The organism is Serratia quinivorans, assembly GCF_052113645.1.
GTDB classification, from domain to species: Bacteria; Pseudomonadota; Gammaproteobacteria; order Enterobacterales; family Enterobacteriaceae; genus Serratia; species Serratia quinivorans_B.
This window is the reverse complement of record NZ_JBIEIU010000004.1, coordinates 57076-78819: the sequence shown is the minus strand read 5'-3', so window position 1 is coordinate 78819 and position 21744 is coordinate 57076. Positions and strand designations below refer to the sequence as shown.

Below are 21744 nucleotides of genomic sequence, written 5' to 3'. Positions count from 1 at the left end.
ATCACCAGGAGGGTGCATGACCGATACCTTAATGCCGCCGGTGGCCGACACCGGGCTGTTATTGCCGCCGCAGCGCGTGCTGTCGGTGCGTGATCTGAGCATCCAATTCCAACAACAGGGCGACACCCTTGATGCGGTGCGTCACCTGTCATTCGATCTCGATCGTGGTGAAACGCTGGCGATCGTCGGCGAATCCGGCTCGGGTAAATCCGTGACCTCTCTGGCTTTGATGCGGTTGGTCGAACAGGGCGGCGGCAACATCGTCAGCGGTGCAATGCCATTTCGTCGACGTAACGGCGAGGTGCTCGATCTGGCCCGCGCGCGCCCGAGTACATTACGTACGGTGCGCGGTGCCGATATGGCGATGATCTTCCAGGAACCGATGACCTCGCTGAACCCGGTGTTCCCGGTAGGGGAACAGATAGCCGAATCCCTGCGCCTGCATCAGGCGATGGACCACCGTGCGGCGAGACAAGCCGCTTTGCAGATGCTCGATCTGGTGCGCATTCCCGAAGCCAAAGACGTGCTTAATCGCTACCCACATCAGCTTTCCGGCGGCATGCGCCAGCGGGTGATGATCGCCATGGCGCTGTCTTGCAAACCGGCGTTATTGATTGCCGATGAACCGACTACCGCGCTGGACGTCACCATTCAGGCGCAAATCTTGCAGCTTATTCGCGTGCTGCAGCAGGAAATGCAGATGGGGGTCATTTTCATCACCCACGACATGGGCGTGGTGGCGGAGATTGCCGACCGGGTGCTGGTGATGCGTCAGGGGGAGCAAGTGGAACAAGGGCCGGTGCGTGAGCTGTTTGCCGCGCCGCAACAGCCCTACACTCAGGCGCTGCTGGCCGCGGTGCCCAAATTGGGGTCGATGGCGGACCAGGACTTTCCGGCTAAATTTCCGCTGCCGGATGGCACTGACAACGGCGGGCCGCAAGATACCGTGCCGCCCGGTTCATCGCCGATCCTGCGGGTGGAAAATCTGGTCACACGCTTTGATCTGCGCAGCGGCATTTTGAACCGCGTTACCCGCAAGGTACATGCGGTGGAAAACGTCAGTTTTGATCTCTATCCCGGCGAAACGCTGGGGCTGGTGGGGGAGTCCGGCTGCGGCAAATCCACCACCGGTCGTTCGTTGCTGAAGCTGGTGGACAGCCAGCACGGCACCATTACCTTTGACGGTCGCCAGATTAATCAGTTGAAAGGCCCGGCGTTGCAGCATTTGCGGCGGGATATCCAGTTTATCTTTCAGGATCCTTACGCCTCGCTCGATCCGCGTCTGACCGTTGGGTTCTCGATCATGGAACCGCTGTTGGTGCATAACGTGGCGCGTGGCAAAGCCGCGCAGGAACGAGTGGCCTGGCTGCTGGAGCGCGTGGGGCTGAAACCGGAACATGCACGTCGCTATCCGCATGAGTTTTCCGGCGGCCAGCGGCAGCGTATCTGTATTGCGCGCGCGCTGGCGCTGAATCCCAAGGTGGTGATCGCCGATGAATCGGTGTCGGCGCTCGACGTGTCGATTCAGGCGCAGATTGTCAACCTGTTGCTCGATTTACAGCGCGAGTTCGGCATTGCCTTTCTGTTTATCTCGCATGATATGGCGGTAGTGGAGCGCATCAGTCACCGCGTTGCGGTGATGTACCTGGGACAAATCGTCGAAATTGGTCCACGCCGGGCGGTATTTGAAAATCCGCAGCATGCTTACACCCGCAAGCTGATGGCGGCGGTACCGGTGGCCGATCCCGCTCATGCCAATAAACGCCAGCCGCTGCTGGTCGATGAAATCCCCAGCCCGATCCGCGCGCTGGGTGATGAACCCGTTACCGCACCGCTAGTGCAGGTTGGGCCGGGGCATTTTGTCGCCCGCCACCCGATCGCCGGTGCCTTTTAGTGACCTCAGGAGAGACAAGCACCATGAAGCACACATTCAAACGTAAGGCATTAGCGGGCGCCGTACTGCTGGCGGCAGTGGTCGCCGGCCCAGCCTGGGCGGCGAAAGAGGCGGTGATCGCCGTCGCGTCCAACTTCACCACGCTTGATCCCTATGATGCCAACGACACGCTGTCGCAGGCGGTGGCCAAATCCTTCTATCAGGGCCTGTTCGGTTTCGATAAGGACATGAAGCTGGTGAACGTGCTGGCGGACAGCTACGAGGTGAGCAAGGACGGCCTGACCTACACCGTCAAGCTGCATCCGGGAGTGAAATTCCATGACGGCACCGAATTTAACGCCGAAGCGGTGAAGGTGAACCTGGATCGCGCCAGCAACCCGGACAACCACCTCAAGCGCTACAACCTGTTCAAGATGATCGACAAAACCGAGGTGGTGGACGCCACCACGGTGAAGATCGTGCTGAAGGCGCCATTCTCGGCGTTTATCAACAACCTGGCACACCCGGCGGCGGTGATCATCTCACCGGCGGCGCTGAAACAGTACGGCAAAGAGATCGGTTTCCATCCGGTCGGCACCGGCCCGTATCAGTTCGTGACCTGGAACCAGACCGATTTCGTCAAGGTGAAAAAGTTTGACGGTTACTGGAAGCCGGGGCTGCCGAAGCTCGACAGCATCACCTGGCGTCCGATAGTGGACAACAATACCCGTGCCGCCATGCTGCAAACCGGCGAAGCGACCTTTGCCTTCCCGATCCCTTATGAGCAGGCCAAGGTGCTGGAAGGCAATGCCAAACTCGATCTGGTGGCCGCGCCGTCGATCCTGCAGCGTTACATCAGCCTGAACGTTACGCAAAAGCCATTCGATAACCTGAAGGTGCGTCAGGCACTGAACTACGCCATCAACAAAGACGCGCTGATCAAAGTGGCGTTCTCCGGCTACGCGGTTCCGGCGGAAGGCCCGGTGCCGCCGGCGATTGATTTCGCCACCCGTTACCAGCCGTGGCCGTACGATCCGGCCAAGGCCCGCGAACTGCTTAAAGAGGCCGGTTACCCTAACGGTTTCACCACCACTCTGTGGTCGTCCCATAACCACAGCACCGCGCAGAAAGTGTTGCAGTTTGCCCAGCAGCAGTTGGCGCAGGTCGGGGTGAAAGTGAAGGTGACCGCCATGGATGCCGGCCAGCGTGCGGCGCAGGTGGAAAGCGTTGGGGTGAAAGACACCGGCGTGCGCATGTTCTATACCGGCTGGTCAGCATCGACCGGTGAAGCGGATTGGGCGTTGTCGCCGCTGTTCGCCACCCAGGCCGCGCCACCGAAGCAGTTCAATACGGCGTTTTACAGTAACCCGCAGGTAGATCAGGATCTGACCGGCGCGCTGGCGACCACCGATCGCGCCGAGAAGCAAAAACTGTACAAGGACGCGCAGGATCGCATTTGGGCTGATGCGCCGTGGATCTTCCTGGCGACCGAGCGCTTGCTGTCGGCCAATAACAAACAGCTGAGCGGCTTCTACGTGATGCCGGATACCTCGTTCAACTTTGATAATGCCGACCTTAAATAAGGCACCGATCCCCGCTCTCCTTGAGGGCGGGGTGAGGGAACGGATCCGAGATGCTTAATTATTTTCTGAAACGACTGCTGGGCCTGATCCCGACGCTGCTGATTGTCGCGGTATTGGTGTTTCTGTTCGTCCATATGCTGCCCGGCGATCCGGCACGGCTAGCGGCGGGGCCAGAGGCCGACGAAGCGGTGGTTCAACTGGTGCGTAAGGATTTGGGGCTGGACAAGCCACTGCCGCAACAGTTCGTGCACTTTTTTGTCAATGCGTTGCAGGGGGACTTCGGCACTTCGATGATCTCCAAGCGCCCGGTGAGCGAAGAGATCGGCTCGCGCTTTCTGCCGACCCTGTGGCTGACCTTGAGCAGCATGCTGTGGGCGGTGATTTTCGGTATGGGCATCGGTATGGTGTCTGCGGTGTGGCGTAACCGCTGGCCGGACCGCCTCGGTATGGCATTGGCGGTCTCCGGGATTTCGTTTCCCGCTTTTGCGCTTGGCATGCTGCTGATGCAGGTATTTTCCGTCAGTCTCGGCTGGTTGCCGACGGTGGGCGCCGACAGTTGGCGGCACTATATCCTGCCTTCGATCACGCTTGGTGCCGCGGTGGCGGCGGTGATGGCGCGCTTTACCCGCGCTTCGTTCGTTGAGGTGCTGCAGGAAGATTACATGCGCACCGCGCGCGCAAAGGGCGTACGGGAAACCATGGTGGTGGTGAAACACGGGCTGCGTAACGCGATGATCCCGGTGGTCACCATGATGGGGTTGCAGTTTGGCTTTTTGCTCGGCGGATCGATCGTCGTGGAGAAGGTCTTCAACTGGCCGGGGCTGGGCAGGCTGCTGGTCGACTCGGTGGAGATGCGCGATTACCCGGTGATCCAGGCCGAAGTCTTGCTGTTTTCACTGGAGTTCATTTTGATTAACCTGTTGGTGGACCTGCTGTATGCGGCAATTAACCCGGCGATACGTTACAAATGAGGGCGCTGCATGATTAAGCATTGGCGACGCAACGCTGCACTGAAGGCGATGCCGACGATCAACCCGAACGCGGTACGCACGCCGTGGCATGAGTTCTGGCGGCGTTTCCGCCAACAACGTCTGGCGCTGGCCGCCGGGGTATTGGTGCTGCTGTTGGTGATTGCCGCGCTGATGGCACCTTATTGGGTGCCGTTCGACGCGGAAAATTACTTTGATTACGACCGCCTGAACGAAGGGCCTTCGCTCATGCATTGGCTGGGCGTGGATTCGCTTGGACGGGATATTTTCAGTCGCATTCTGATGGGGACCCGTATTTCGCTGGCTGCCGGGGTATTCTCGGTGCTGGTCGGTGGGCTGATCGGCACGTTGCTGGGGCTGCTGGCCGGTTATTACGAAGGCTGGTGGGATCGCATCACCATGCGTATCTGCGATGTGCTGTTCGCCTTTCCCGGTATTTTGCTGGCGATCGGCGTGGTGGCGATTATGGGCAGCGGCATGGCCAATGTGATCATCGCCGTGGCCATTTTCAGCATTCCGGCATTTGCCCGGTTGGTGCGGGGCAACACGCTGGTATTGAAGCATCTGACCTATATCGAGTCGGCGCGCAGCATTGGCGCGTCAGACTGGACCATCATCATGCGGCATATTCTGCCGGGGACAATTTCGTCGATTGTGGTGTATTTTACCCTGCGCATCGGCACTTCAATCATCACCGCCGCCAGCCTGTCATTTCTCGGCCTGGGTGCACAACCGCCTACGCCGGAGTGGGGCGCGATGCTCAATGAAGCACGGGCGGATATGGTGATTGCGCCGCACGTGGCGATTTTCCCCAGTCTGGCGATATTCATCACGGTATTGGCGTTTAACCTGCTGGGTGATGGCTTGCGCGATGCGTTGGATCCGAAGTTGAAGGGATAACTGTATTTAGTCCAAAGGAGCTGGCTATGGGCAATATCAGTAAAAAGGGAATTACAAGCACGTTGATTACCATCATCACCTATTGGGGAGGATCCTGTCTGGTGAAAAAATCGTCGCTTCTGATGACATACCCCAATATCAGCTATGTGGATGTGATTGTTGGTTTGTTGGTGTTTTTTGGTATCTGGAAGGTCTGTAACCTGGCGCAAGCCTTTTACCGCTGGTACAACGGCATCGAGAATGTTTCTTAACGTTCCATTTAAGCGGTGGTTATAAATATTGTTGAAGGTAAAAGAGCCTAAATAGTAATACGTGAAACCCTTAATTGATTAATTTAAAAATGTATTTTAGCTTAATCAGTAAGTCAGCGTAATACGCCGATTAATTTATTATCTTCGTCACATTTATTGCTAATAATGATTTGCGTTTTGTTCGCATGGTTATATTGTGGCAGTGGCAGGCTAGTGTTTTTATTTATGAGCGTAATAAGTTTAATTCATGGAGTGAATAATATGGCTATTCGGGAGTTAACAACACAGGAACTTGATTTAATTTCGGGCGGTAACGCTGACTCTGGTTATGAAGGTCGGGGGGATGGCCGCGGTCACTATGGCGGGGTACCTAATACCTGTGCGAATAAAGTGGGTGCCAGTCTCATTACCGGTGTGATTGAAGGCGTGGTTATCGGTGCTATTCTTAGAGCTGGCCATCCGGCAGCTATGATTGCTGGTGCTGTGTTTGGGGGAATACAAGCCGGAATATCATGTGCGGATGAGGGGCCTAGCAGAGGGGGACGACAGGATGCGCTGGGAGGTAATAATAGCCGTAATAGTGTGAATGGCCAGTGTCGTTGGTAATTCATATTTCATCAATGGAATATAAGATGAAAGCTTGCATTATTATTGCACTATGGACATCAATATTTTACCCTTTGATTAATCACTCTTCACTGGCCATTATGAAACCTCATAATAGCTATGTGGATATCGCAGTGGCGGTTTTCGCCTTTTTTGGCGTGAAAACGGTACTGACTTCATTTGAGAATTTTTATTATTGGTTTAACGGAAGAGAATAAGCTGTACCCGTAATAAGTGCTTGCGATAGCTATTATCGCAAGCACTGTTACGGTTCTATGATCAGCGGAACAGATGTTCGGCGTGGAAGCGCAGGTGGTCTTCGATAAAACTGGCGATGGTGAAGTAGCTGTGATCGTAACCCGGCTGAATGCGCAGGGTTAGCGGCCAGTCACGTTGGCGTGCCAGTTCGGCCAGTTTCGCCGGTTGCAGTTGATCCGCCAGGAACTGATCGTCATCCCCCTGATCCACCAGCACCGGCATTTTTTCCGCACCGTTGGCCAGCAGATGGCAACTGTCATACTGCAACCACTGGCTTTCGTCGTTGCCCAAATAGGCGGCAAAGGCTCTACGCCCCCAGGGGACCTGGCACGGGTTCACGATCGGCGCGAACGCCGACACCGAGCGGAAACGCTGAGGATTGCGGAACGCCATCATCAGTGCACCGTGGCCGCCCATGGAGTGGCCGAAGATCGACTGACGATCGCTGACGCTGAAATGCTGATTGATTAACTCTGGCAGCTCGTCGCTGATGTAGTCGTACATGCGAAAGTGCTTGTCCCACGGTGCCTGGGTGGCATTCAAATAGAAACCAGCCCCCTGACCCAGATCGTAGCCTTCATCATTCGGCACATCGTCACCGCGCGGGCTGGTATCGGCCATCACCAGCACCAACCCCAGTTCGGCGGCGATACGTTGCGCACCGGCCTTCAGCGTGAAGTTTTCATCATTGCAGGTCAGCCCCGACAGCCAGTACAGCACCGGCGGCGGGTTATCATCGCGCGGTGGCGGCAGATAGATGCTGAAAGTCATGTTGCAATTCAGGCTCTGCGCCGCATGGCGGTAACGCTGTTGCCAGCCGCCAAACATGCGGTGCTCTTCGAGAAGTTCTAATGACAAGGTCATCTCTGCCTCCTGGCTTATTTTTTGTCGAAGTGAATAACGGAACGAATGGATTTGCCTTCGTGCATCAAATCGAACGCCTCGTTAATCTGCTCCAAACCCATGGTGTGGGTAATAAAGTCGTTCAGCGCGAATTCACCGTCCATATAACGCTGGACGATGCCTGGCAGTTGCGAACGGCCCTTCACGCCACCAAAGGCGGATCCGCGCCAGACGCGACCTGTCACCAGTTGGAACGGACGGGTAGAGATTTCCTGGCCCGCGCCGGCGACACCGATAATCACGGATTCGCCCCAGCCTTTATGGCAGCATTCCAGGGCTGAACGCATCACGTTGACATTGCCGATACACTCGAAGGAGAAATCAACGCCGCCGTCGGTCAGTTCGACGATCACGTCCTGAATAGGTTTATCGTAGTCTTGCGGGTTGATCAGGTCGGTAGCGCCCAGTTTGCGTGCCAGATCGAACTTGCTGGTATTGATATCGATACCGATGATACGGCCCGCGCCGGCCATCTGTGCGCCGATAATGGCCGACAGACCGATGCCGCCAAGGCCGAAGATGGCAACGGTATCGCCTTTTTGTACTTTAGCGGTGTTGATCACCGCACCCATGCCGGTGGTGACGCCGCAGCCGAGCAGACAGACTTCTTCCAGCGGCGCTTCTTTACTGATTTTCGCCAGGGAGATTTCCGGTACCACGGTGTATTCGGAGAAGGTTGAAGTGCCCATGTAGTGGAAGATAGGCTTGCCGTCTTTGAAGAAGCGGGTGGTGCCGTCCGGCATCAAACCCTTGCCCTGGGTGGCGCGGATCGCCTGGCACAGGTTGGTTTTACCGGATTTACAGAATTTGCACTCGCCGCATTCCGGGGTGTACAGCGGGATCACGTGATCGCCGACCGCCACGCTGGTCACGCCTTCGCCGATGGCTTCCACCACGCCGCCGCCTTCATGGCCGAGGATCGCCGGGAACACGCCTTCCGGATCGGCGCCGGAGAGGGTATAGGCGTCGGTGTGGCAGACGCCGGTGGCGACGATCCGCACCAGCACTTCGCCTTTTTGCGGTGGCATCAGATCGACTTCTTCGATCTTCAGCGGCTGGTTCGGTCCCCAGGCAACGGCGGCACGGGTTTTGATCATTTCCATCATAGTCTCCAGTGGTCTATTTTTTAAATCAGGCTATGTCGATAGCATCGGGTAAGTCGTAGGCAGTATTTTCAACCGCGACGGTTTCTGCCTGCTCAATAATTAATTCTTTCAGAGCGCGTACGTTCGGGCCAAAGGCATCGCGTCGCCACAACAGCCAGGTGGCGGTTTGGGCGATGTCATCCGGTAGGGCATGCACTTTCACCCGCTCATGGCCCGGCAGCAGGCTGAGAACCGAATGCGGGATCATCGCCAGCCCGGCGCCGCTGGCAACGCAGGCCAGCATGGCATGGTAGGACTGAATTTCCATAATCTGGCCCGGCAGCGCGCCTTCGCGCTTGAACCAGGACTCCAGCCGCAGGCGGTAAGAGCAGCTTGCGCGGAAGGCAAACAGGGTTTCGCCCTTGGCGTCTTTGGCGTTATGGATCGGCAGGTGATCGAGGCAGGAGATCACCACCATGTGTTCGGGGAAGGCGATGCAGCCGTTGAGTTCGTCATATTGCACCGGTCCGTCGACCAGAGCCGCCGCCAGCGTACCGGCGCGTACCCGTTCGGTGATCTCGCCGGAGGTGCCGGTGGTCAGCGACAGCGACACCTGCGAGAAGCGCTGGTGATACGCCGCCAACAGGGTGGGCAAACGGGTCGCGGCAGTGCTTTCCATCGAGCCGATGGCGAAGTTACCGGCGGGTTCGCCGGCATGGGTGATGCTCATGGCTTCTTCGCTCAGCGCCAGAATACGGTGGGCGTAGCAGAGGAAGTTATGGCCCATCGGCGAAAGGCGCAGGCGCTGTTTTTCGCGGATGAACAGATCGGTGCCCAACTCCTGTTCGAGCTGACGCAGGCGTGTGGTCAGGTTCGAGGGGACGCGGTGCAGTTGCTCGGCGGCACGGGCGACGGAGCCGGTTTCGGCGACGCTGCAAAACATGCGGAGCTGGGTCAGATCCATTATCTTCTCTTTTCGTGATGAACTTGGTGAGTATTATTCAGTTTTTGTGAGTGTAATACTGCGGCATGATACTCGCAACTTTCTTTTAACAGTATGGATAACTCTACATGGCCTTAAGAATTGCCCTGAGCGGTTTTATTGCGTTGATCGTTGCCATGGGGATCGGTCGTTTTGCCTTTACCCCGCAGGTGCCGCTGATGATTGCCGAGCATCAGTTCACTCTGACCGGTGCCGGGCTGGTGGCGGCCATTAATTATCTGGGTTATCTGTGCGGCGCTTATGACGCCATGCGTGCCAGCCGGCATGTTGAACGGCGGCTGTGGTTGGGTGTGTGGGGAGCGGTGGTCTTGACGTTGCTTTCCGCCTGGGTACAGGGCGAATGGTGGCACGGCGCGGTGCGCTTCCTCATCGGTTGGGCCAGCGGTTGGTCGATGGTGCTGGTGGCGGCCTGGACCAATGAGCGGTTGGCGCACTATGGCCGACCGGCACTCAGCGCGGCGGTATTCGCCGGCCCGGGGGCCGGGATTTTCATCAGCGGCATGCTGGCGGTGGGGATCCACAGCCTGGCGTTGACGGCGTCGCAGGCCTGGATGGTCTACGGCGTGCTGGCGCTGGTATTGATTGGCGCGATCAGCATGAACTTGCCAAAGGCCGGTGAATTGCATCGTCCTGATGTGGCACCGGAGCCGCTGCTGCTGACTCCGGCGCTGAAGCGCCTGGTGTGGAGCTACAGTTTGGCGGGTTTTGGCTATATTCTGCCGGCCACCTTCCTGTCGCAAATGGCGGCGGCGCGTTTTCCCGGTAGCCTGTTCGGGCAATTTGTCTGGCCGATCTTCGGCGGGGCGGCAGTGCTGGGGATTGTCATCGGTATTCTGACCCGTCATCGCCTGACCACCCAGACCCGTCTGGCGATGACTCTGTGGGTACAGGCGTTGGGGGTGTTGAGCGCGGAAATCGTGCCGGGGGTCGCCGGGCTGGCGCTGGGGGCGTTGTTGACCGGCGGTGGTTTCCTCAGCGTGGTGCAGCTCTCGATCCAGCACGGCCGCGAACTGGCGCCCAACCATGCCCGCTATATGGCGGGGCTGTTGACCACCGGTTATGCGATTGGCCAACTGGTCGGCCCGACGCTGTCGGCACTGTCAACCGCATTGACCCACAGGTTGGAACCGGCATTGTATGTGGCGGTGGCGGCGCTGATCGTGGCCGGTCTGCTGGTGGTAAATACGTCGGCACGTGAGCTGGCGCGAAAATCGACGGCGCAGTGATTAAATTCCGTACAAAAAACGTGGAATAGCCGCAGCCGGCCTGATTGTGCTAAATGCGGATATTTCACCTGCGGATGAAACACAATCACTGGATAATCCCCTCACTCTCATCTAGAGTGGGGTCAAAATCTTGACTGGGTTCACGTTATTAACTACGGAAACTTCTGTCGTCAGGAGAGTATGCAATTCACCCTCTGCTCGGTAAAACAGCCGGAGCGGTGAGTTCAAGTCCGTTGGAGAGAAGAAATGACATCATTAAGTAAAGAAGCTGCATTGGTTCACGCGGCGCTCGAAGAGCGTGGTCTGGAAACCCCGTTACGCGGCGAAGTGCTGGATCGCGAGACGCGTAAACGTCGTATTAAAGAGCACATGACGGAAATCATGCAGCTGCTTAATCTCGATCTGTCCGACGACAGCCTGGCGGAAACCCCACACCGTATCGCCAAAATGTATGTCGATGAGATTTTCTCCGGCCTGGACTACGCCAATTTCCCGAAAATCACCGTCATCGAAAACAAGATGAAGGTGGATGAAATGGTCACGGTGCGTGATATCACCCTGACCAGCACCTGCGAACACCATTTTGTCACCATCGATGGCAAGGCTACCGTGGCCTACATTCCCAAGGATGCGGTGATCGGCCTGTCGAAAATCAACCGTATCGTGCAGTTCTTCTCCCAGCGCCCGCAGGTGCAGGAGCGTTTAACTCAGCAGATCCTGGTGGCATTGCAAACCCTGCTGGGCACCAATAATGTGGCGGTATCGATCGATGCGGTCCATTATTGTGTTAAGGCGCGCGGTATCCGCGACGCAACCAGCGCCACCACCACGACCTCTCTGGGCGGGCTGTTCAAGTCCAGCCAGAACACCCGTCAGGAATTCCTGCGCGCGGTGCGCCATCACCAGGCGTGATGGGTCGACAGAAGAGTAACAGGGCGCCTGCGGGCGCCTTTTTAATGTGCGGAAGACAGCGATAAACTCATGAACACTAGCTCAACGGCTCCTTTGCCGCGCATCGCCACGCTGGACTGCGTGCGCGGTATCGCCATCCTTGGCATTCTGCTGCTAAATATCAGCGCCTTCGGGTTGCCTAAGGCCGCCTACCTCAATCCCGCCTATCTGGGGTTACCGTCATCGCGTGATGCCTGGACCTGGGCGTTGCTGGACATTTTCGCGCAGGCCAAGTTCCTGGCGATGTTCGCCCTGCTGTTTGGTGCCGGTTTGCAGATGCTGCTGCGTCGCGGCAAGGGCTGGATACGCGCACGGCTGTCGTGGCTGGTGCTGTTCGGTCTGGGGCACGCCATTTTCCTCTGGGACGGCGATATCCTGCTGGCCTATGGGCTGATCGGGCTGGTGTGCTGGCGGATGATCCGCGAAGCGAAAGAGACCTACCAATTATTGAAAACCGGTGTGGTGCTGTATCTGATTGGCGTCGGGGTGCTGCTGCTGTTGGGCTTCATTTCACACGGCGAACCCGGTGGTTTCTGGCAACCCGGTGTGGCAGAGCTGCAGTATGAGAAGTTTTGGAAGCTGCAGGGTGGGATGGAGGCCTGGCGCAGCCGCACCGATCTTCTCTCTTCCAGCCTGCTGGCGATTGGTGCGCAATACGGTTGGGAATTGGCGGGGCTGATGCTGTTCGGTGCCGGTTTGATGCGCAGTGGTTGGCTGCGCGGCACGTATTCGCCGGGTTACTATCGCCGTCAGGCGGCATGGCTGATACCGCTTTCATTGCTGATCCAACTGCCGGCAGTGGCGTTGCAGTGGCATCTTCATTGGGATTACCGCTGGAGCGGTTTTTTATTGCAGGTGCCGCGCGAGCTGGGTGCGCCGCTGCAGGCGATGGGCTATCTGGCGCTGTGCTACGGTTTTTGGCCGACGCTGTCGCGTCTGCGCATTGGGCATTGGTTGACGCAGGTTGGGCGCATGGCGCTGAGCAATTACCTGCTGCAAACGCTGATCTGCACCACGCTGTTCTATCGTTTCGGCCTGTATCAACAGTTTGACCGTTTGCAGCTATTGGCGTTTGTGCCGCTGGTCTGGCTGGCTAACCTGTTGTTTTCCAACCTGTGGCTGCGTTATTTCACGCAGGGGCCGGTGGAGTGGATATGGCGTAAATTGACCGCCCTGGCCACCGGCAAGGTGGAGCCCAAGGTACTGAATTGAGATCTGGCGCAGGTAGGTTAAAAAAATGTATGTAAACGTTTTCTTTCCTGTGACGTAATTCACGCAGAGGAGGATGACAAACGGGGTAGGATAGCGCCACTGTCAACTACCCCGACCTCAGGATCTTTCATGACCTCTGTTCACCCAACCACCATTCGCGACGTGGCGAAGCGTGCGGGCGTGTCTGTGGCGACCGTCTCCCGCGTGCTGAACCACAGCGCCCTGACCAGCAAAGAGACGCGCGAACAGGTGTTGAAGGCGGTGGCTGAACTGGGCTATCGCCCCAATGCCAATGCGCAAGCGTTGGCCACCCAGAGCAGCGATACCCTCGGGGTGGTGGTAATGGACGTCTCCGATCCCTTCTTCGGCGCGCTGGTGAAAGCGGTAGACACCGTGGCGCAGCAACATCACAAATACCTGTTGATCGGCAACAGCTACCACCAGGCTGATAAAGAGCGTCACGCCATTGAGGTGCTGCTGCGTCAGCGCTGCAACGCCTTGATTGTTCATGCGAAAACCCTGTGTGATGACGAGCTGATCGCTTTTCTCGATCAGGTGCCGGGCATGGTGCTGATCAACAGGATCATCGCCGGCTATGAGCACCGCTGCGTCGGGCTGGATAACGTCAGCGGGGCGGAGATGGCGATGCGCTTGCTGTTGTCGCAGGGCCATCAGCGTATCGGTTATTTGGGCTCTAACCACCCGATCGAGGACGGGCCGCTGCGTCAGCAGGGCTATGTGCAGGCGATGAGCGCGGCTGGGCTGGTCACGCCGGACAATTGGCGCGCCTACGGTTCGCCGGATCTGCAGGGCGGTGAAGAAGCGATGATCGAGCTGCTCGGGCGCAACCTGCATCTTAGCGCGGTGTTCGCCTACAACGATGCCATGGCCGCCGGCGCCATGGCGGTGCTGAAAGAAAACGGTATCACAGTACCGCAACATTTCTCGCTGGTGGGGTTCGACGATATCCCCATCGCCCGCTACACCAGCCCCAAGCTCACCACGGTGCGTTACCCGATTGTCACCATGGCGACGCTGGCTACCGAACTGGCCTTGCTGGGCGCAGCAGGCAAGCTGGAGCCACAGGCCCGCCATTTGTTTATGCCTACCCTGGTTCGCCGCCATTCTGTAGCCCCTTGGCAAAGTGAGGCGGCGGTCACTCTCTGAACATTTAATCTTGTGTAACCGTTTTCAATCTGTGAGAAAATTCACAGATTATTAACATCACGCCGTCTATGCTCTAGGCGTTTTCCAGCGTAAAGGCACTTGCCGCTGCTGTTTTTTATCTCACGCTGGCGCCACATTTTTCAGGAATAACATGATTCACGGATGACAGGGAAACTGCCAGGCCCGGTCGTGCATTCACCGCCGGTTACCCTTGGCCTAATACCGAGCAAGACCCTACATAAACCGGAGACACACAATGAATAAGAAGGTTTTCACCCTGGCCGCGACGGCCGCAGCCATGATGTTTGGCGCCGCAGCTCACGCAGATACCCGTATTGGCGTCACTATTTATAAATACGACGACAACTTTATGTCGGTGGTACGCAAGGCCATCGAGAAAGACGCCAAGGCCTCTCCGGATGTCACCCTGCTGATGAATGATTCGCAGAACGACCAATCCAAACAGAACGACCAGATCGACGTGCTGATCGCCAAAGGCGTTAAAGCGCTGGCAATCAACCTGGTGGATCCAGCGGCCGCTCCGGTGGTAATTGATAAGGCGCGCGCAAACGATATCCCGATTGTGTTCTACAACAAAGAGCCTTCCCGCAAAGCGCTGGACAGCTATGACAAAGCCTATTACGTGGGCACCGACTCTAAAGAGTCCGGCGTCATTCAGGGCCAACTGATCGAGAAACACTGGAAGGCCAACCCGAACTGGGATCTGAACAAAGACGGCCAGATCCAGTACGTGCTGCTGAAAGGCGAACCGGGCCATCCGGATGCCGAAGCGCGCACCACCTACGTAGTGAAAACCTTGAATGAGGACGGTATCAAAACTCAGTCACTGCAGATGGATACCGCGATGTGGGACACCGCACAGGCGAAAGACAAGATGGATGCCTGGTTGTCCGGCCCTAACGCCAACAAAATCGAAGTGGTTATCGCCAACAACGATGCGATGGCAATGGGGGCCGTCGAAGCGCTGAAAGCGCACAACAAATCCAGCATCCCGGTATTCGGTGTCGATGCCTTGCCAGAAGCTTTGGCGATGGTGAAATCCGGCGCGATGGCGGGGACGGTGCTGAACGACGCCGACAACCAGGCTAAAGCCACCTTCGAGTTGGCGAAAAACCTGGCTGCGGGCAAACCTGCCGCCGACGGCACCCAATATAAAATCGACAATAAAGTGGTGCGCATTCCTTACGTTGGCGTAGATAAAGACAATTTGTCTAAATTTGTTAAGTAAGTTCTGAATGACCCCGTCGGCGGTGCGCTACCCAGCGCCAACACCAGGAAAGCCGCCGGCGGGGACATTTATTCTTAAAATCACAGCCTATATCCGTTGAATTTCAGGTTGCAGCTAACAGCGCTGCGGCTTGAAAGGTGGCGGGTAACATAGCCAGGTGTATTTATGGCCGACAGCCCACGCGAATTTTTGCTGGAAATGACCGATATCAGTAAATCATTTCCCGGCGTCAAGGCATTGGATAATGTGAATCTACGCGTTCGTCCGCACTCCATTCATGCATTAATGGGGGAGAATGGCGCGGGGAAATCGACATTATTAAAATGCCTGTTCGGCATTTATAAAAAAGATGCCGGCAGTATTATTTTTCAGGGCCAGGAAATTGATTTCAAAAGCTCTAAAGAAGCGCTGGAGCACGGCGTTTCCATGGTGCATCAGGAATTGAACCTGGTTTTGCAGCGTACCGTGATGGACAACATGTGGCTGGGGCGCTACCCGACCAAGGGCATGTTTGTCGATCAGGACAAGATGTTGAAAGATACCCAGGCGATATTCGACGAGCTGGATATTGATATTAACCCACGGGATAAAGTGGGCACGCTATCGGTATCGCAAATGCAGATGATCGAGATCGCCAAGGCTTTCTCCTATGACGCCAAGATTGTCATTATGGATGAGCCGACGTCATCACTGACGGAAAAAGAGGTGAACCACCTGTTCACCATTATCCGCAAGCTGAAAGAGCGCGGCTGCGGCATCGTCTATATCTCGCACAAGATGGAGGAAATCTTCCAGCTGTGCGACGAAATCACCATCCTGCGCGACGGCCAGTGGATCGCCACCCAGCCGCTGGAAGGGCTGGATATGGACAAGATCATTTCGATGATGGTGGGCCGTTCGCTCAGCCAGCGTTTCCCCGATCGGCAGAATACGCCGGGCGAGGTGATCCTGGAGGTGAAGAACCTGACGTCATTGCGTCAGCCATCGATTCGCGATGTCTCCTTCGATCTGCATCAGGGCGAGATCCTCGGCATTGCCGGGCTGGTGGGCGCCAAGCGTACCGACATTGTGGAAACCCTGTTCGGCATCCGCGAAAAAGTTGCGGGCACCATCAAACTGCACGGTAAGGCCATCAACAACCACAGCGCCAACGAAGCGATTAACCACGGCTTCGCGCTGGTAACGGAAGAACGCCGTTCCACCGGGATTTATGCCTATCTGGACGTGGGCTTTAACTCGCTGATCTCCAATATTCGCAACTACAAAAATAAAATCGGCCTGCTGGATAACGCCCGAATGAAAAGCGACACCCAGTGGGTGATTGATGCCATGCGGGTCAAGACCCCGGGGCATCACACCCACATCGGTTCGCTGTCCGGCGGCAATCAGCAGAAGGTGATCATCGGTCGTTGGCTGCTGACCCAACCGGAAATATTAATGCTGGATGAACCGACGCGTGGCATTGACGTTGGCGCCAAATTCGAAATTTATCAGTTGATGACCGAACTGGCGAAGAAGGGCAAGGGGATCATTATTGTCTCGTCTGAAATGCCGGAGCTTTTGGGAATTACCGACAGAATACTGGTGATGAGTAATGGTCAGGTTGCGGGCATCGTTAACACCAAACAGACCTCGCAAAATGAAATTTTACGCCTCGCATCCCTGCACCTTTAAGGATCAGAATTATGAACGCGCTGAATAAGAAAACTTTGTTCACCTATTTCAAGGAAGGTGGCATTTACGTGGTGTTGCTGGTGCTGCTGGCAATTATTATTATCCAGGATCCGACCTTTCTCAGTTTAATGAACCTGAGTAACATCCTGACTCAGTCTTCGGTGCGCATCATTATTGCACTGGGCGTGGCGGGGTTGATTGTCACCCAGGGGACCGACCTGTCCGCCGGGCGTCAGGTTGGCCTGGCGGCGGTGGTCGCGGCGACGTTGTTGCAGTCGATGGACAACGTGAACAAGGTATTCCCGCACATGGAAACCTGGTCGATCCCGCTGGTGATCCTGCTGGTGTGCGCCGTTGGCGCGGTGATCGGCCTAGTGAACGGTTTGATCATCGCTTACCTCAATGTGACGCCGTTTATTACCACATTGGGCACCATGATCATCGTTTACGGCATCAACTCGCTGTATTACGACTCGGTCGGTGCATCGCCAGTGGCAGGCTTTGATCCCAAGTTCTCCACCTTTGCCCAAGGGTTCCTGCGCTTTGGCGACTTTAAGCTGTCGTACATTACCTTCTACGCCATCATTGCGATTATTTTTGTCTGGATCCTGTGGAATAAAACCCGCTTCGGCAAAAATATCTTCGCCATTGGCGGCAACCCTGAGGCAGCCAAAGTCTCCGGCGTGAACGTGCCGCTGAACCTGATCATGATTTATGCATTGTCCGGGGTGTTTTATGCCTTCGGCGGTTTACTGGAAGCGGGCCGTATCGGCAGCGCCACCAACAACCTCGGTTTTATGTATGAGCTGGACGCCATTGCGGCGTGCGTGGTGGGCGGGGTGTCCTTTGCCGGCGGTGTCGGGACGGTGTTGGGGGTGGTGACCGGGGTGATTATCTTTACGGTTATCAACTACGGCCTGACCTACATTGGTGTTAACCCCTACTGGCAGTACATCATCAAGGGCGGCATTATCATCTTTGCCGTGGCGTTGGACTCATTGAAATACGCCAAGAAAAAATAGTTGTGTTTCAGTTATGAAAACGGCCAGCAGATGCTGGCCGTTTCTATTTCAATGGTGGGGAAGCTAAGGCTGTTTGGCTTTTTGCTTTTCCGCCGCCAGCTTGTGCTCCAGCTCGACCAATTGCTCTGGCGATACCGCCGGGTAACCCTGGGCATCTTCCGGTACGGTGTGCATGGCGGAAATGGGGATCAGCGGGCCGAGGAAGCGCGGTTCGCGTTTGAGGATGTACAAGTCGGTCAGCGCCCCAAGGCGTGCGAAGATCTCGCGTGCCCTTACCGTCATCATATCTTTTGGCGAAGGCACCGCATAACACTGCGCCTGGATGCCCATATGCAGCGCGATAAACAGCGCACGCTCGCAGTGGAAGCGCTGAGTGATAATGATAAAGTCGTTGGTGTCGAACACTTTACGGGTGCGTACGATGGAGTCCAGGGTACGGAACCCGGCGTAATCCAGCACGATGTCGCTGGGCGCCACGCCGGCGGCGATCAAATCGCGGCGCATGGTCATCGGCTCGTTGTAGCTTTGCTGGGCATTGTCGCCGCTCAGCAGCAGGTATTTCACTTTGCCGCTGTTATAGGCGTTAATCGCGCCCTGAATGCGGTAGCGATAGTATTGGTTGATCACGCCGGTGCGGTAATATTTGGCGGTACCCAGCACCACGCCGACCTGGCGATGGGGCAGGCCTTGCAGTTCGTCATAGACGTAAGGCGCGGTTTTCCAGCTGATCCAACGATCGAGCGCGAGAGCCGAGAGCATCAGCAGCGCAGTGATGATGAACAGGCTGATTATCAGGCGTTTCCACATGTTATTGCCTTACGCGCACAGGGGTCAAAAAAGATGGCTCAAGGCTACTTTACCTGACAGGCCGACGCAAGCTTGTCCCCCCATCAAGCACGCATTGCACCGCATTTTTAGGCGCTTTTGAGCATAAAAAAAGCCCGGCGAACCGGGCCTGATGTTTTAGCTGCACAAATCAGAAAGAGGTGCGCTTGTAGCTGCGGTATTGCGGGCGCCAGAAGTTGTGTTCGATGCCTTTCGACAGCGCCTCTTCCGAGGTAACCACCGCCACGCCTTGCAACTGTGCCGCTTTGCCCACTTCCATGGCGATGCACTTGGATACGCCTTGAATATCGTCGATATTCGGCAGCAGTGCGCCATGTCCGTCAGTGGCCAGAGGCGAGCAGTCGGCCAGCGCACGGCTGGCGGCCATCAGCATGGCGTCGGTCACGCGGGTTGCACCGGAAGCCAGCACACCCAGACCAATACCCGGGAAGATATAGGAGTTATTGCACTGGGCGATCGGGATCAACTGGTCTTTATAGCTTACCGGCGCAAACGGGCTGCCGGTAGCCACTAATGCAGCACCTTCGGTCCAGTTGATGATGTCTTCCGGGCGGGCTTCCACACGGGAGGTTGGGTTGGACAATGGCATCACGATCGGACGTGGGCAATGCTTGTGCATTTCGCGGATCAGCTCTTCGGTAAACAGACCCGGCTGACCGGATACGCCGATCAAAATGGTTGGCTTGGCGTTACGGACGACGTCCAGCAGGGAAATGGCATCGCTTTCCGTCTGCCATGCGGCCAGATTTTGGCTCTTTTGCACCAGCTTGCTCTGGAAATCGAGCAGGTTAGGCAGCTTGTCGGTCAGCAGGCCGAAACGGTCGACCATGAAGACGCGTGCACGGGCTTCTTCTTCGCTCAGGCCTTCGGATTTCATCTGCGCGATAATTTGCTCGGCAATGCCGCAACCGGCGGAGCCTGCGCCCAGGAAGGTGACGGTTTGATCGCGCAGTTGGCTGCCTGCGGCGCGACTGGCGGCGATCAGGCTGCCCAGAGTGACCGCTGCCGTGCCCTGAATATCGTCGTTGAAGCAGCAGATTTCGTCACGGTAGCGGTTCAGCAGTGGCGTCGCATTGTTCTGGGCAAAATCCTCGAACTGCAACAGCACGTTCGGCCAGCGACGTTTTACCGCCTGAATAAACTCTTCAACGAACGCGTGGTATTCGTCACCGGAAATACGGGGATGGCGCCAGCCCATGTACAGCGGATCGTTCAGGCGCTGCGGGTTGTTGGTGCCGACGTCGAGCACTACCGGCAGGGTATAGGCCGGGCTGATCCCCCCGCAGGCGGTGTACAGCGACAGTTTACCGATTGGAATGCCCATGCCGCCGATGCCTTGGTCACCGAGGCCCAGAATGCGCTCACCGTCGGTGACGACGATCACCTTAACGTTTTGCTTGGTGGCGTTTTGCAGCATGTCGTCAATGCGGTCGCGGTTCGGGTAGGAGATAAACAGCCCACGCGCCCGGCGGTAAATATCGGAGAAGTGCTCACAAGCCTCACCCACCGTCGGCGTGTAGATGATGGGCATCATCTCGCTCAGGTGAGCATCCAGCAGGCGATAGAACAGGGTTTCGTTGGTGTCCTGGATGTTACGCAGGTAAATGTGCTTATCGCTGTCGTTTTTGAAATCCTGGTACTGACGGTAGGCACGTTCCGCCTGCTCTTCGATGGTTTCTACCGCTTCAGGCAGTAAACCGTGCAGGTTGAAATGGCTGCGTTCATCCTCGGTGAAAGCGCTGCCTTTATTCAGCAGCGGAAATTCCAGCAGAATAGGGCCGGCATAAGGGATGTAGAGAGGGCGTTTGCTTTCGTATTCAAGTTCCATGGCTTTTGCTCTTCAACGTATCGGATAACTTTATGGGCTAGATCCTAAAAGATCGGGAAGATATGTACAGCAATTGTTATCGGATCATGAGGTAAATTGATGTAATTATCGACGATCAAGTCCTAATTTAACTAAAGAAAGTGTTTTAAGACGTGAATGCCATTGTAATCGGCGGGCGGGGCTGGTAACAGCGGTGCCGGGTGGCACCGCGAGGGGAACACTTAGAAAGTGATGCGACTGACATTTTGGCAACCCAGCGCGGCCAAGGTGGCGCGGGTGGCATCCCATTGGGTGAGAATGGCACTGTCGGGTTCGGCCAGCACGGCACGCACCACTTTTTGGCAGTCGCCGCCGGAGACGTTCATCAGGACCAGTGCGGCCTGCAGTGGCGGCAAGCTCGGGTTGAAGGCGGCATTTTCCGCATAGCGGCCGGTGTAAAGGGTACCGTCTTCGGCTTCCAGCGCGACGCCGCTATGGGCGTTACTGTAAGGGGCGTGGCTCTGGTTGGCCGCGGCCAGTGCCGCCTTTTCCAATTCGTCAGTCAGCGTCAGTTGGAAACCATGATCGACGCGATCCATCAGCAAGGTGGCGATATTCAGGTCTTTCGGGCCAAAGGCATCCGGCAGATAGTCGCCCAGCGTTGCCGGTTCACGACCAGGCAGGCGGATTTTCAGATCGGTGCCGCTGTTCAGTTCATTCATAAACTGACGGCAGTGGCCACAAGGCGTGTAATTGACGGTGATGGAGGCCAGCTCCGATTCACCGCGTAGCCAGGCATGGGTCACCGCGCACTGTTCCGCATGAATGGTTTGTTGCATCGGTGCGCCGCTGAACTCCATATTGGCGCCAAAATACAGATTGCCGCTCTGCCCACGGGCAATAGCACCCACATAAAACCGGGAGATGGGGGCTAACGAGCAGGCCGCTGCCAGCGGCAGCAGAGCGAATGCCAGAGCATCATCATCCAGCCCGCAGCGCTGCTTGATCGCGTCCACTTGCTCCGCCTTGAACATGGCCGGGAAATCAGGCGCATCCAAGTAAGGCAGCAGGGCGGATTGCAATGTGGTGGGCAGTTCACCGAAAGCGGTTTGAAAACGCGGGTGCATAGAAACTCTCTC

Annotated in this window: 19 protein-coding genes; 13 read left to right on the top strand and 6 right to left on the bottom strand. The window is 56.6% G+C overall.

The window, feature by feature from the left end; all coding sequences use genetic code 11:
* The first annotated feature begins 16 nt into the window (after positions 1–16).
* The 6 genes from ACGS9J_RS09540 (at position 17) to ACGS9J_RS09515 (ending at position 6420) form a co-directional block, all read left to right on the top strand.
* Entirely contained in the window at positions 17–1894 is a 1878-nt protein-coding gene (locus ACGS9J_RS09540; RefSeq protein ID WP_442230686.1) for a dipeptide ABC transporter ATP-binding protein, read from the top strand.
* A gap of 23 nt (positions 1895–1917) precedes the next feature.
* Entirely contained in the window at positions 1918–3456 is a 1539-nt protein-coding gene (gsiB, locus tag ACGS9J_RS09535; RefSeq protein ID WP_442230685.1) for a glutathione ABC transporter substrate-binding protein GsiB, read from the top strand.
* Between the two features lie 50 nt (positions 3457–3506).
* The gene (gene gsiC, locus ACGS9J_RS09530) at positions 3507–4427 is read left to right on the top strand and encodes a glutathione ABC transporter permease GsiC (RefSeq protein WP_442230684.1); all 921 of its coding nucleotides are present in this window, start codon (positions 3507–3509) and stop codon (positions 4425–4427) included.
* A gap of 9 nt (positions 4428–4436) precedes the next feature.
* Positions 4437–5345 carry a glutathione ABC transporter permease GsiD gene (gsiD, locus tag ACGS9J_RS09525; protein ID WP_442230683.1) on the top strand — a complete coding sequence of 303 codons (909 nt, stop codon included), beginning with the start codon at positions 4437–4439 and terminating at the stop codon, positions 5343–5345.
* Between the two features lie 26 nt (positions 5346–5371).
* The gene (locus tag ACGS9J_RS09520) at positions 5372–5596 is read left to right on the top strand and encodes a hypothetical protein (RefSeq protein ID WP_442230682.1); all 225 of its coding nucleotides are present in this window, start codon (positions 5372–5374) and stop codon (positions 5594–5596) included.
* A 632-nt stretch (positions 5597–6228) separates the two neighbouring features.
* Positions 6229–6420: a hypothetical protein gene (locus ACGS9J_RS09515; RefSeq protein ID WP_442230681.1), complete on the top strand. Its 192-nt coding sequence runs from the start codon at positions 6229–6231 to the stop codon at positions 6418–6420.
* Between the two features lie 61 nt (positions 6421–6481).
* On the opposite strand, the gene fghA is transcribed toward ACGS9J_RS09515, so the two are convergent.
* The 3 genes from fghA to ptrR are packed head-to-tail and all read right to left on the bottom strand — an operon-like array spanning position 6482 to position 9412.
* Positions 6482–7324, bottom strand: a complete 843-nt coding sequence (gene fghA, locus ACGS9J_RS09510; RefSeq protein ID WP_442230680.1) for an S-formylglutathione hydrolase — start codon at positions 7322–7324, stop codon at positions 6482–6484.
* Positions 7325–7338: 14 nt separating this feature from the next.
* Positions 7339–8466 carry an S-(hydroxymethyl)glutathione dehydrogenase/class III alcohol dehydrogenase gene (locus ACGS9J_RS09505; RefSeq protein WP_442230679.1) on the bottom strand — a complete coding sequence of 376 codons (1128 nt, stop codon included), beginning with the start codon at positions 8464–8466 and terminating at the stop codon, positions 7339–7341.
* Between the two features lie 28 nt (positions 8467–8494).
* Positions 8495–9412, bottom strand: coding sequence for a putrescine utilization regulator PtrR (gene ptrR / locus ACGS9J_RS09500; RefSeq protein ID WP_442230678.1), 918 nt, complete (start codon positions 9410–9412; stop codon positions 8495–8497).
* Positions 9413–9519: 107 nt separating this feature from the next.
* On the opposite strand from ptrR, the gene ACGS9J_RS09495 reads away from it, so the two are divergent.
* The 7 genes from ACGS9J_RS09495 (at position 9520) to mglC (ending at position 17952) form a co-directional block, all read left to right on the top strand.
* The gene (locus ACGS9J_RS09495; protein ID WP_442230677.1) at positions 9520–10677 is read left to right on the top strand and encodes a YbfB/YjiJ family MFS transporter; all 1158 of its coding nucleotides are present in this window, start codon (positions 9520–9522) and stop codon (positions 10675–10677) included.
* A 246-nt stretch (positions 10678–10923) separates the two neighbouring features.
* On the top strand, positions 10924–11589 hold the full coding sequence (gene folE, locus ACGS9J_RS09490) for a GTP cyclohydrolase I FolE (RefSeq protein WP_442230676.1): 666 nt from the start codon (positions 10924–10926) through the stop codon (positions 11587–11589).
* 69 nt (positions 11590–11658) lie between these two features.
* Positions 11659–12840 (top strand): DUF418 domain-containing protein YeiB, encoded by a 1182-nt coding sequence (gene yeiB, locus ACGS9J_RS09485; RefSeq protein WP_442230675.1) that lies wholly within the window; start codon positions 11659–11661, stop codon positions 12838–12840.
* 129 nt (positions 12841–12969) lie between these two features.
* Positions 12970–14007, top strand: coding sequence for an HTH-type transcriptional regulator GalS (gene galS / locus ACGS9J_RS09480; protein ID WP_442230674.1), 1038 nt, complete (start codon positions 12970–12972; stop codon positions 14005–14007).
* A 256-nt stretch (positions 14008–14263) separates the two neighbouring features.
* A complete protein-coding gene (gene mglB, locus ACGS9J_RS09475) occupies positions 14264–15256 on the top strand; it encodes a galactose/glucose ABC transporter substrate-binding protein MglB (RefSeq protein ID WP_442230673.1) in 993 nt (330 codons plus the stop codon).
* A 165-nt stretch (positions 15257–15421) separates the two neighbouring features.
* A complete protein-coding gene (gene mglA, locus ACGS9J_RS09470) occupies positions 15422–16930 on the top strand; it encodes a galactose/methyl galactoside ABC transporter ATP-binding protein MglA (protein ID WP_442230672.1) in 1509 nt (502 codons plus the stop codon).
* A gap of 11 nt (positions 16931–16941) precedes the next feature.
* Positions 16942–17952, top strand: coding sequence for a galactose/methyl galactoside ABC transporter permease MglC (gene mglC, locus ACGS9J_RS09465; protein WP_006322189.1), 1011 nt, complete (start codon positions 16942–16944; stop codon positions 17950–17952).
* A gap of 63 nt (positions 17953–18015) precedes the next feature.
* Here the strand turns inward: mglC and sanA are convergent, their stop codons facing one another.
* From sanA to cdd, 3 genes are all read right to left on the bottom strand, one after another.
* Entirely contained in the window at positions 18016–18759 is a 744-nt protein-coding gene (gene sanA, locus ACGS9J_RS09460; RefSeq protein WP_442230671.1) for an outer membrane permeability protein SanA, read from the bottom strand.
* A gap of 169 nt (positions 18760–18928) precedes the next feature.
* On the bottom strand, positions 18929–20626 hold the full coding sequence (locus ACGS9J_RS09455; RefSeq protein WP_442230670.1) for an NAD-dependent malic enzyme: 1698 nt from the start codon (positions 20624–20626) through the stop codon (positions 18929–18931).
* Positions 20627–20847: 221 nt separating this feature from the next.
* On the bottom strand, positions 20848–21732 hold the full coding sequence (gene cdd / locus ACGS9J_RS09450; RefSeq protein ID WP_442230669.1) for a cytidine deaminase: 885 nt from the start codon (positions 21730–21732) through the stop codon (positions 20848–20850).
* Positions 21733–21744: the final 12 nt, after the last annotated feature.

Coding starts and splice junctions, on each gene's coding strand:
- ACGS9J_RS09540 (WP_442230686.1), top strand. CDS start 17: ATGACCGATACCTTAATGCCGCCGGTGGCCGACACCGGGCTGTTATTG.
- gsiB (WP_442230685.1), top strand. CDS start 1,918: ATGAAGCACACATTCAAACGTAAGGCATTAGCGGGCGCCGTACTGCTG.
- gsiC (WP_442230684.1), top strand. CDS start 3,507: ATGCTTAATTATTTTCTGAAACGACTGCTGGGCCTGATCCCGACGCTG.
- gsiD (WP_442230683.1), top strand. CDS start 4,437: ATGATTAAGCATTGGCGACGCAACGCTGCACTGAAGGCGATGCCGACG.
- ACGS9J_RS09520 (WP_442230682.1), top strand. CDS start 5,372: ATGGGCAATATCAGTAAAAAGGGAATTACAAGCACGTTGATTACCATC.
- ACGS9J_RS09515 (WP_442230681.1), top strand. CDS start 6,229: ATGAAAGCTTGCATTATTATTGCACTATGGACATCAATATTTTACCCT.
- fghA (WP_442230680.1), bottom strand. CDS start 7,324: ATGACCTTGTCATTAGAACTTCTCGAAGAGCACCGCATGTTTGGCGGC.
- ACGS9J_RS09505 (WP_442230679.1), bottom strand. CDS start 8,466: ATGGAAATGATCAAAACCCGTGCCGCCGTTGCCTGGGGACCGAACCAG.
- ptrR (WP_442230678.1), bottom strand. CDS start 9,412: ATGGATCTGACCCAGCTCCGCATGTTTTGCAGCGTCGCCGAAACCGGC.
- ACGS9J_RS09495 (WP_442230677.1), top strand. CDS start 9,520: ATGGCCTTAAGAATTGCCCTGAGCGGTTTTATTGCGTTGATCGTTGCC.
- folE (WP_442230676.1), top strand. CDS start 10,924: ATGACATCATTAAGTAAAGAAGCTGCATTGGTTCACGCGGCGCTCGAA.
- yeiB (WP_442230675.1), top strand. CDS start 11,659: ATGAACACTAGCTCAACGGCTCCTTTGCCGCGCATCGCCACGCTGGAC.
- galS (WP_442230674.1), top strand. CDS start 12,970: ATGACCTCTGTTCACCCAACCACCATTCGCGACGTGGCGAAGCGTGCG.
- mglB (WP_442230673.1), top strand. CDS start 14,264: ATGAATAAGAAGGTTTTCACCCTGGCCGCGACGGCCGCAGCCATGATG.
- mglA (WP_442230672.1), top strand. CDS start 15,422: ATGGCCGACAGCCCACGCGAATTTTTGCTGGAAATGACCGATATCAGT.
- mglC (WP_006322189.1), top strand. CDS start 16,942: ATGAACGCGCTGAATAAGAAAACTTTGTTCACCTATTTCAAGGAAGGT.
- sanA (WP_442230671.1), bottom strand. CDS start 18,759: ATGTGGAAACGCCTGATAATCAGCCTGTTCATCATCACTGCGCTGCTG.
- ACGS9J_RS09455 (WP_442230670.1), bottom strand. CDS start 20,626: ATGGAACTTGAATACGAAAGCAAACGCCCTCTCTACATCCCTTATGCC.
- cdd (WP_442230669.1), bottom strand. CDS start 21,732: ATGCACCCGCGTTTTCAAACCGCTTTCGGTGAACTGCCCACCACATTG.